The following is a 10,492-nucleotide window of genomic DNA, read 5'->3' as shown; positions in this document are numbered from 1 at the left end:
ATGCCTTTCGTGACGCTCTGCGTCACACATCTACGCTGCACCTCACCCTCTGGACCGGACGCGGAGCTTCCAGACCGGCACACCCCACGGAGTACCAATAGGAATAGAGGGGTTTTTCACGAAGATGGTGTTTCATTGGGTGAGTTTTCGGCGATCATGCAGCCCCTTTCGCGAACAAGTTCGCTCCCACGGCCTCCGGCCAGAATCCAAAGCGGACTTGTATATGACGATGGGCACGAAGGGGTTCTTGCCGGCACCTGCAAGACGGATCAGAGCATCAGTTTGACCACGTGCTCGGAAGGGTCGCGGGATTTGCCGGCTTTCTCGAGCTCCTGCACATAGTCTTCCCACAGCGACGCCTGACGTGTGGCCAGTTCGTACAGGTATTCCCAGGTAAACAGGCCGCTGTCATGGCCGTCATCGAAGGTCAGTTTCAGCGCATATTGACCGGCGGGCTCGACCTTGGTCAGGCCGACGCCCAGTTTGCCGAATTGCAGGATCGGCCGGCCGTGGCCCTGAACCTCGGCAGAAGGGGAGTGCACCCGCAGAAATTCGGCGGGCAAATGGTATTCCTCATCCGGCGCGTATTTCAGCGTCAGGGTCTTGGAGGCCTTGTGCAACTGGATGGCAGTGGGCAGAGCGGGCATGGCTGCAGTCTCGGGTTTTAAGCTTCGGGCAGAAGCAAAAAGCTGCAAGAGTGAACAACCTCTTGCAGCCTGAAATGCCAACCGCTTGTGGCTTAGAGAATATAGCGCGACAGGTCTTCGTTTTCCGCCAGATCACCGAGGTGGCTGTTGACGTATTCCGCGTCGATCTCGATCGGCGCTGCGTCAGGGCTGATGGCCAGGTCACCGGCGCTGAACGAGACTTCCTCGAGCAGGCGCTCAAGCAGCGTATGCAGGCGGCGGGCACCGATGTTCTCGGTTTTCTCGTTGACCTGCCAGGCAATCTCGGCCAGACGCTTGATACCTTCAGGCTTGAACTCGATCTTCAGGCCTTCGGTCTTGAGCAGCTCACGGTACTGCTCGGTCAGCGACGCATGCGGCTCGCTGAGGATGCGTTCGAAGTCCTGTGGCGACAGCGCCTTGAGTTCAACGCGGATCGGCAGACGGCCTTGCAGCTCGGGGACCAGATCACTCGGTTTGCTCAAATGGAACGCACCCGACGCGATAAACAGGATGTGGTCGGTCTTGACCATGCCCAGTTTGGTGTTCACGGTGCAACCCTCGATCAGCGGCAGCAGATCGCGTTGCACGCCTTCACGGGACACGTCGACACCGCCCGAATTACCGCGCTTGGCAACCTTGTCGATTTCGTCGATGAACACGATGCCGTGTTGCTCGACCGCTTCCAGCGCCTTGGCTTTCAGCTCTTCTTCGTTGACCAGACGGCCAGCTTCTTCTTCGCGCACCAGTTTGAGTGCTTCCTTGACCTTGAGTTTGCGGCTCTTGGTCTTGCCCTTGCCCATGTTGGCAAACAGGCTCTGCAGCTGATTGGTCATTTCCTCCATGCCGGGCGGCGCGGAGATATCGACACCAACCGCTTCGTTGATCTCGATCTCGATTTCCTTGTCATCCAGCTGGCCTTCGCGCAGGCGCTTGCGGAACAACTGACGGGTGTTGGAATCACTGCTCTGCGCCGGGTCTTCGTTGAAACCCACCCGGGCAGGTGGCAGCAGGGCGTCGAGGATGCGCTCTTCGGCAGCATCTTCGGCGCGGTGACGCACCTTGACGATTTCCTGTTCGCGCAGCAGCTTGATCGCGGCATCGGCCAGATCGCGGATGATCGACTCTACATCGCGGCCCACATAACCCACCTCGGTGAATTTGGTGGCTTCGACCTTGATGAACGGTGCGTTGGCGAGCTTGGCCAGGCGACGGGCGATTTCGGTCTTGCCGACACCGGTCGGGCCGATCATCAGAATGTTCTTGGGGGTTACTTCGACGCGCAGTTCTTCAGGCAACTGCATGCGGCGCCAGCGATTGCGCAGGGCAATGGCCACGGCGCGCTTGGCATCGTCCTGGCCGATGATATGGCGGTTGAGTTCATGGACGATTTCGCGGGGAGTCATTGACATGGTTATTCACGGTCCTCTGTTGCGGGCAAGTCGCTGGGGCCGCAGGCTGTGCGGCCCGGCAGCGGCTTAGCCGGCGAGGTCCTGCTCCTCAATGGTGATGTTGTGGTTGGTGAACACGCAAATGTCGCCGGCGATATGCAGGGAAGTCTCGGCAATTTCGCGGGCCGACAGGTCGGTCTTGAGCAGCAGGGCGCGGGCTGCGGCCTGGGCGAATGCGCCGCCGGAGCCCATGGCGATCAGGCCGTCCTCGGGCTCGACCACGTCACCGTTGCCGGTGATGATCAGCGAGGCGTCCTTGTTGGCGACGGCCAGCATTGCTTCCAGACGGCTCAGCGAGCGGTCGGTGCGCCAGTCCTTGGCCAGTTCGACAGCTGCACGAACCAGATGCCCCTGGTGTTTTTCCAGTTGGGCCTCGAAACGTTCGAACAGCGTGAATGCATCGGCGGTGGCGCCAGCGAATCCGGCGATCACTTCACCGTGATACAGGCGGCGTACCTTCTTGGCGTTGCCTTTCATGACGGTGTTGCCCAGAGAAACCTGGCCGTCGCCAGCCATGACGACTTTACCGTGGCGGCGCACTGAAACGATGGTGGTCAAGGGAGAGTCTCCACACTGCGGGGCGAAAATGCCCTGATGCAAACTCATATGGGGGTGTTGGTGAGTATTTCAACCTTGGGGGTGAAGAGCGCGGGGTCGAGATGACCCTCGTGCCAGCACGGAGCATGGGCACGAGGTCGTCTCAAGGGGTACGTATTACCGGCTCTGACGCTGTTGCAACAACAGGTTACTAAAGCCGCCGCTTGCCAGTTGTTTTTGGGCCGTGGTCAGTTGTTCGCGGTTGCTGAACGGGCCGACCAGTACGCGATACCAGGTTTCATCCTTGACGGTGCCCGACTCGACGGTAGAGGTCTGGCCCAGCAGGATGATTTGCGCACGGACTTTCTCGGCGTCAGCCTGTTTGCGGAACGAGCCCGCCTGCAGGAAGAACGTCGTCACTGCGGCCGGCTTGGTGGTCGCAACCGGCGGCGCCGGTGGTGGCGTCAGGCCGCTGAGGGCTGCCTGGGCACGTGCCGTGTCGATCTTGGCTGCCTGTTCCGGCGAGACCGGTGCTGTCGGGGCCACGGGCGGCGGGGTCTTCTCCGGCACGGCTTCGTTCGGCACGATCACTTCCGATTCCGGCAGCAATGTATAGAAGTCGTACTTGGGTTTGACCGGCGCCGTAGGGCTCGGCGGTGTCTTGTTCGCTTCGGCGATCTTTGCAGCCTTGGCGTCTGCCTTGACCCGTTTGACGTCTTCGCCACCGGGTTCGAGCTTCATCAAAAAGACCACGAATGCGCCCACGGTCAAGCCAATCGCCAGCCATAACCATCCTGGAATCGGCTTCTTCGCGGGTGCCTGATAACGGCTGGCGCCCCGCTTGGGTGCCGGTTTCTTCTTCGCAACTGCCAACTTACATACGCTCCAGAGTTTCCAGACCCAACAGGTCCAGGCCTTGCTTGAGGGTGCGGCCGGTCAGTGCAGCCAGACGCAGACGGCTCTGTTGCTGATCGGGGTTTTCCGCACCAAGGATCGGGCAGTTTTCGTAAAAGCTCGAAAACAGACCCGCAAGGTCATACAGGTAAGCACAAAGTACGTGCGGTGTGCCTTTTTCTGCGACGTTGTTCAGTGTTTCGGTGAACTGCGCCAAGCGTGCGGCCAGTTCCTGCTCCTGCGGCGCCTCGAGGACGATCTGCCCCTTGCTGGCGTCGAAAGGTGTGCCCAGCTTGCGGAACACGCCTGCCACACGGGTGTAGGCGTACAGCAGATAGGGCGCGGTGTTGCCTTCGAAACTGAGCATCTGATCGAAGTTGAAGCTGTAATCGCTGGCGCGGTGCTTGGACAGGTCGGCGTATTTCACCGCACTGATGCCCACGGCCTTGGCAATGCTGCGCAATTCCGCTTCGGCCACTTCCGGGTTCTTTTCCTTGACCAGCGTGTAGGCGCGCTCTTCGGCTTCATCGAGCAGGTCTATGAGCTTGACCGTGCCGCCATCGCGGGTCTTGAACGGGCGGCCATCGGCGCCGTTCATGGTGCCAAAACCCATGTGCTCCAGCTGCATGCCGTCATGCACGAAACCGGCGCGGCGAGCCACTTCGAACACCTGCTGGAAGTGCAGGGCCTGACGCTGGTCGACGAAATACAGCACGCGGTCGGCCTTGAGCACCTTGCTGCGATAGCGGATCGCGGCCAGATCGGTGGTGGCATACAGATAACCGCCACCGGCCTTCTGCACGATGACCGGCAACGGCGTGTCATCGGCGGTGCGGAATTCTTCGAGGAACACGCATTGCGCGCCATTGCTCTCGACCAGCAGTCCCGCGGCTTTCAGGTCGTTGACCACATTGGCCAGGTCATCGTTATAGGCACTTTCGCCCATCACATCGGCCGGGGTCAGCTTGACGTTGAGGCGCTCGTAGGTTTCCTGGCAGTGCGACAGCGAGATGTCCTTGAAGCGCGTCCACAGCGCCAGGCACTCGGCATCGCCGGCCTGCAGCTTGACCACCAGGCCACGGGCGCGCTCGGCGAACTCTTCGGATTCGTCAAAGCGCTGCTTGGCGGCGCGGTAGAAGTTTTCCAGGTCGGACAGCTCGTCGCTGGTCGCCGGCTTTTCCTGCAGATAGGCCAGCAGCATGCCGAACTGGGTGCCCCAGTCGCCCACGTGGTTCTGACGAATGACCGTGTCGCCGAGAAACGTCAGGACGTTCGCCACGCCGTCGCCAATGATGGTCGAGCGCAAATGGCCAACGTGCATTTCCTTGGCCAGATTCGGTGCCGACAGATCGACGACCACGCGCTGTGCAGCGCCCGCCTTGCGGACTGACAGGTGCGCGTCGGCCAGTGCAGCGTCGAGGCGCGCGGCCAGCGCGGCAGTATTCTGGAAGAAGTTCAGGAAGCCCGGCCCGGCAATTTCGACCTTGCTGACCTGCTCGTCGGCCGGCAGCGCGGCGATCAGCTTTTCAGCCAGATCGCGTGGTTTCATGCCGGCAGGCTTGGCGAGCATCATCGCGATATTGCTGGCGAAGTCGCCGTGCGTCTTGTCGCGGGCGTTTTCCACCTGAATCGCCGGCGTCAGCCCTTCTGGCAAGACGCCCTCGGTGACGAGACGGGTCAGGGCTTGTTGAATCAGCTGGCGAATCGTGTCTTTCATGGTGCTCTCTTCGACCGCAAGCGCGGTGGCGCTTCGATGCGCGGGTGGAAAAACTCCGCATTATCCGTTGCTCAAGCCTGCTTGCCAACGGCGTGACTTAATAAAGATCCACAGGATCCACATCCAGCGACCATCTGACCTGTCGACCGCTGGGCATTTGCTCCAGCGCGAGCAGCCAGGTGGCAAGCAATTTATGCAAGGGCGCGCGTGCGCTGGACTGCACCAGCAGTTGCGCACGATAACGCCCTGCGCGGCGTTCCATCGGCGCCGGAACCGGGCCCAGCAGCTCGATGCCGCCCAGCGCCATTTGCGTAACCAGTTGCTCCGCATCGCTGCAGGCCTGATCGAGAAAGGCCTCGGCCTGTCCCGGTTTGTGTGCTTCAGCGCGCAGCAGTGCGAGGTGTGAAAACGGTGGCAGACCCGCGGAACGGCGCTCGCTCAAGGCCTGTTCGGCAAAGGCGAAATAACCCTGCTCGGTCAGCTGGATCAGCAGTGGATGGTCGGCCAAGTGGGTCTGGATGATCACCTTGCCAGGCTCTTCGGCGCGCCCGGCACGGCCTGCCACCTGCACGATCAGTTGTGCCATGCGCTCGCTGGCGCGGAAGTCGCCGGAAAACAGCCCGCCGTCGGCGTCCAGAATCGATACCAGCGTGACCCGGGGAAAGTGATGCCCTTTGGCGAGCATTTGCGTGCCGACCAGAATGCACGGCTGGCCGCGCTGGATCGTCGTGAACAGCTGGTTCATGGCGTCCTTGCGCGACGTGCTGTCGCGGTCGACGCGCAGCACGGGATAGTCCGGAAACAGAATCGCCAGGCGCTCTTCGGCGCGCTCGGTGCCCGCGCCTACCGGGCGCAAATCCACCTTGCCGCACGACGGGCACTGACGCGGTACACGCTCGACATACCCGCAGTGATGGCAGCGCAGCTCGCCCGAGCGCTGGTGCACGGTCATGCGTGCATCGCAGCGCTGGCAGCCGGACATCCAGCCGCAGTCGTGGCACAGCAGGGTTGGCGCAAAGCCGCGCCGGTTGAGAAATACCAAGACCTGCTGGCCTGCCGCGAGTGTCTGGCCGATGGCCTGCTGCATGGGGCCGGAGATGCCGCTGTCCAGCGGTCGGCTCTTGACGTCCAGGCGCATGAAGCGCGGCTGCTGTGCGCCGCCCGCTCGCTGATTCAGGCGCAGCAGGCCGTAGCGGCCGGTGTAAGCATTGTGCAGGCTTTCCAGGGATGGGGTGGCCGAGCCCAGGACAATCGGAATGTTTTCCTGGCGCGCCCGCACCAGCGCCAGATCGCGGGCGTGATAGCGCAGACCTTCCTGCTGTTTATAGGAGCCGTCGTGTTCTTCGTCGATGATGATCAGGCCGGGGTTTTTCATCGGCGTGAACAGCGCCGAACGCGTGCCGATGATGATGTCCGCCTCGCCATCGCGAGCCGCCAGCCAGGCATCCAGCCGTTCGCGGTCGTTGACCGCCGAGTGGACCAGCGCAATGCGCGCATTGAAGCGTTGCTCGAAGCGCGCCAAGGTCTGCGGGCCGAGGTTGATTTCCGGGATCAGTACCAGCGCCTGCTTGCCGGCTTCGAGGGTTTCACGGATCAGTTGCAGATAGACTTCGGTCTTGCCGCTGCCCGTCACGCCGGCCAGCAGAAACGCATGAAAGCTGTCGAACCCGGCGCGGATCGCTTCGTAAGCGGCGCGTTGTTCGGTGTTGAGCGGCAATTCAGGCTGGGCCAGCCAGTGTTCATGGCGTGCGCTGGGCGCATGGCTGCGGACCTCGACGTACACCAGCTCCTTGGCCAGCAACAGGTTGAGACTGTCCTTGTTCAGCATCAGCTTGCTGAGCAGTTGATGCGCCACCCCGTGCGGGTGTTGGGCAAGGGTGGTCAGGGCTTCGCGCTGCTTGGGCGCGCGGGCGATGCGCGGATCATCGACGCTGGCGCCCGGGGCTACGTGCCAGAAGCGTTCCTGGCGACTTTCGGCCAGTTCGCCCTGACGCAGCAGCACCGGCAGGGCCCAGCTCAGTGTGTCCCCGAGGCTGTGCTGGTAGTACTGCGATGTCCACAGGCACAGCTTGAACAGCGCGGCTGGCAGCGGCGCTTCGCTGTCGAGCAGGGCGATAGCCGGCTTGAGCTTGTCGGCGGGCACTTCGCTGTGATCGACCACTTCCACCAGAATGCCGATCATTTCCCGACGTCCGAACGGCACTCGCAGACGCATGCCCGGCTGCAAGGCGCTGCGCGTCACGCCCGCAGGGGCGCGGTAGTCGAACAGGCGGCGAAGCGGTGAGGGCAGGGCAAGGCGCAGGATGGCGTCGGGCACGCGGTGTTTCCCTGTGGTGATAAGTGATGACGGAGGCGCGATCTTAGCAGACGACCGGTGTGAAGGTTCGCTTGCGTCGTTGCGATTGTCTGGTACTATCCGCAGCCTATTTCCGTGCGGTATTCAACAATAGTGTTGAGTGGCGGCGCGTTAGACCGAGGAAGTACCGATGAAAGCTGATATCCATCCAGTTTACGAAGCCATTGACGCTACCTGCAGCTGCGGCAATGTCATCAAGACCCGTTCCACCCTGGCCGCTCCTCTGAGCCTGGACGTGTGCAACGAGTGCCACCCGTTCTACACCGGCAAGCAGAAGACGCTTGACGTTGGCGGCCGTGTCGACAAGTTCAAATCCCGTTTCGGTGCGTTCGGCGCTACCAAAGCGAAGTAAGACTGGCTGCCTTATGGGCATCTCCAGGCTGCTTGAAAAGGCGCTCCTTGTGGGCGTCTTTTTTATGCCCGCGATTTGGGTGTCCGGCGCGCAGGCCTTCTGCCCGGCACCTGCCTCATTGCCGGTCGCCCAGGTGCAGCGTGTGGTCGACGGCGACACCTTGAGGCTGGCCGATGGCCGCAGTGTGCGCATGATCGGGCTCAATACGCCTGAAACCGGCAATAAAGGCCGGTCTGCCGAACCCTTTGCCGAGGCTGCCAAAAAGCGCTTGCAGGCGCTGGTCAATGAAAGCGGTGGCAAGGTTCGCCTGCGTGTCGGTCAGCAGGGCAAGGATCATTACGGCCGCACGCTGGCCAACGTCTATGACCGCAAAGGCGCAAACCTCGAGGCGCAGTTGCTCAGCGAAGGGCTGGGCTATCTGGTAGCGGTTGCGCCCAATGTCAAGCTGGTCGCTTGCCAGCAGGGCGCGGAGCGTCAGGCACGTCAGGCGCGGCTGGGTGTGTGGCGCAATTCGCCGGTACAGTCCTCGACCCGGCTGAGCAAAAGCGGGTTCGCGATTGTGTCCGGTCAGGTCAGGCGTGTGCAGCGCAATCGCGGCGGCATCTGGATCGAGTTGCAGGGCTCGCTGGTCCTGCGTATCGCGCCTGCCCACCTGAGTGCATTCGATACGGCGCTGCTCCAGCGCCTCGAAGGGCAGCAGGTCGAAGCGCGTGGCTGGGTAGTCGATCGCTCCCGGCGCGGAGGTCTGAAAGCGGGGCAGTCCCGCTGGCTGCTGCCATTGACCCATCCCGCAATGCTGGACCTTTCACGCCGTTAGGCTCTGTACGAAAAGTGGCTGCGCTCGGTGATGCTTCGTTAAAAACAGGCTCGGATGCGAGTCCAATCGGAATGCTCATTTACAACACGTAGAGTCGAACGCGACCCCGGCCGTTCCTCGCCTGTTTTTGCCTCGCCTGACCTTCGCTCGCCGACTTTTCGTACAGAGCCTAGAAGCGGCCTTCAAACCGGTGATCTGACGAGCGTGACCGAGTGTTCACGTTTCAGGCCTCTAAGCGTAAAGTCTAAGCCCGAGCCTATTGACAGCAGTGACTGGTCAGTCTTGTTAGGACTATGCATCTTGCGTATCCTCGGCGGTCCGTCTGTCCCACAGTAAAAAAAGCGGAATCCAATACATGTCAGATCTGAAAACTGCCGCGCTCGAATACCATGCCAATCCTCGTCCGGGGAAGCTGAGCGTCGAACTCACCAAGCCGACCGCAACCGCTCGTGACCTGGCTCTGGCCTACAGCCCTGGCGTTGCTGAACCCGTGCGTGAAATTGCCCGTGACCCCGAGCTGGCTTACAAGTACACCGGCAAAGGCAACCTGGTAGCAGTTATTTCCGATGGCACCGCGATTCTCGGCCTCGGCGATCTGGGTCCATTGGCTTCCAAGCCGGTCATGGAAGGTAAAGGGGTTCTGTTCAAGCGCTTCGCCGGTATCGACGTTTTCGATATCGAAGTCGATTCCGAAAGTCCTCAAGCGTTCATCGACACCGTCAAGCGTATCTCCATCACCTTCGGTGGCATCAACCTGGAAGACATCAAGGCGCCTGAGTGCTTTGAAATTGAGAAGGCACTGATCGAACAGTGCGACATCCCGGTTTTCCACGATGACCAGCACGGCACCGCTATCGTGACGGCGGCCGGCATGATCAACGCACTGGAAATCGTCGGCAAGACCCTCGATTCGGCGAAGATCGTCTGCCTGGGCGCTGGCGCTGCGGCCATCTCGTGCATGAAGTTGCTGGTGAGCATGGGCGCGAAGATCGAAAACATCTTCATGGTCGACCGTACTGGCGTTGTCCACTCCGGCCGTACCGACCTGAACCAGTACAAGGCGGCATTCGCTCACGCTACCGAGAAGCGCTCGCTGACCGACGCACTGGATGGCGCTGACGTATTCGTCGGCCTGTCCGGTCCTAACCTGCTGAGCGCTGAAAACCTCAAGCTGATGGCCAAGGACCCGATCGTGTTCGCCTGCTCGAACCCTGATCCGGAAATCTCCCCGGAACTGGCTCACGCCACCCGCAGCGATGTGATCATGGCCACCGGCCGCTCGGACTACCCGAACCAGGTCAACAACGTGCTGGGCTTCCCGTTCATCTTCCGTGGGGCCCTGGACGTTCGCGCCAAGCGTATCAACGAAGAAATGAAAATCGCCGCGGCCAACGCCCTGCGCGAACTGGCCAAGCTACCTGTTCCACAGGAAGTCAGCGACGCCTACGGCGGCATCAAACTGGAATTCGGCCGTGAGTACATCATCCCGAAACCAATGGACACCCGCCTGCTGGGCCTGATCGCCGATGCAGTGGCCAAGGCTGCCATCGAAAGCGGCGTTGCTACCCTGCCGTATCCGAAGCACTACCCGCTGACCAGCGTGGATGACGTGTTCAAGGGTTGATCCCTGACCCAATAAAAAACCCCTGCAGCGATGCAGGGGTTTTTTTATGACTACGGATAACGCTGAACCTGCTCGGGGT

At 61.3% G+C, this 10,492-nt stretch carries 9 protein-coding genes; 3 read left to right on the top strand and 6 right to left on the bottom strand.

Translation table 11 applies throughout. From position 1 onward, the window contains the following. Positions 1-269: 269 nt before the first annotated feature. The 6 genes from BLR20_RS16225 to BLR20_RS16200 form a co-directional block, all read right to left on the bottom strand. Entirely contained in the window at positions 270-647 is a 378-nt protein-coding gene (locus BLR20_RS16225; protein ID WP_010437548.1) for a gamma-butyrobetaine hydroxylase family protein, read from the bottom strand. 92 nt (positions 648-739) lie between these two features. Next, positions 740-2,077 (bottom strand): ATP-dependent protease ATPase subunit HslU, encoded by a 1,338-nt coding sequence (hslU, locus tag BLR20_RS16220; RefSeq protein ID WP_003316641.1) that lies wholly within the window; start codon positions 2,075-2,077, stop codon positions 740-742. A 66-nt stretch (positions 2,078-2,143) separates the two neighbouring features. Beyond that, on the bottom strand, positions 2,144-2,674 hold the full coding sequence (gene hslV, locus BLR20_RS16215) for an ATP-dependent protease subunit HslV (RefSeq protein WP_003392345.1): 531 nt from the start codon (positions 2,672-2,674) through the stop codon (positions 2,144-2,146). 156 nt (positions 2,675-2,830) lie between these two features. Continuing rightward, on the bottom strand, positions 2,831-3,526 hold the full coding sequence (locus BLR20_RS16210; protein ID WP_002551645.1) for an SPOR domain-containing protein: 696 nt from the start codon (positions 3,524-3,526) through the stop codon (positions 2,831-2,833). Position 3,527: 1 nt separating this feature from the next. Then, positions 3,528-5,264: an arginine--tRNA ligase gene (argS, locus tag BLR20_RS16205; RefSeq protein ID WP_054992532.1), complete on the bottom strand. Its 1,737-nt coding sequence runs from the start codon at positions 5,262-5,264 to the stop codon at positions 3,528-3,530. Between the two features lie 97 nt (positions 5,265-5,361). Next, positions 5,362-7,581, bottom strand: a complete 2,220-nt coding sequence (locus BLR20_RS16200) for a primosomal protein N' (RefSeq protein ID WP_054992533.1) — start codon at positions 7,579-7,581, stop codon at positions 5,362-5,364. 169 nt (positions 7,582-7,750) lie between these two features. Between BLR20_RS16200 and rpmE the strand changes: the two genes are divergently transcribed. The 3 genes from rpmE (at position 7,751) to BLR20_RS16185 (ending at position 10,413) form a co-directional block, all read left to right on the top strand. Next, entirely contained in the window at positions 7,751-7,972 is a 222-nt protein-coding gene (gene rpmE, locus BLR20_RS16195; RefSeq protein ID WP_002551648.1) for a 50S ribosomal protein L31, read from the top strand. Between the two features lie 13 nt (positions 7,973-7,985). Beyond that, positions 7,986-8,789 (top strand): thermonuclease family protein, encoded by an 804-nt coding sequence (locus tag BLR20_RS16190; protein ID WP_054992534.1) that lies wholly within the window; start codon positions 7,986-7,988, stop codon positions 8,787-8,789. A 355-nt stretch (positions 8,790-9,144) separates the two neighbouring features. Next, positions 9,145-10,413, top strand: coding sequence for a malic enzyme-like NAD(P)-binding protein (locus BLR20_RS16185; RefSeq protein WP_003365988.1), 1,269 nt, complete (start codon positions 9,145-9,147; stop codon positions 10,411-10,413). Positions 10,414-10,492: the final 79 nt, after the last annotated feature.

The organism is Pseudomonas congelans (genome assembly GCF_900103225.1).
Taxonomy (GTDB): domain Bacteria; phylum Pseudomonadota; class Gammaproteobacteria; order Pseudomonadales; family Pseudomonadaceae; genus Aquipseudomonas; species Aquipseudomonas congelans.
Note: the sequence above shows the minus strand (reverse complement) of the source record. Positions and strands in the feature narration are given on the sequence as shown.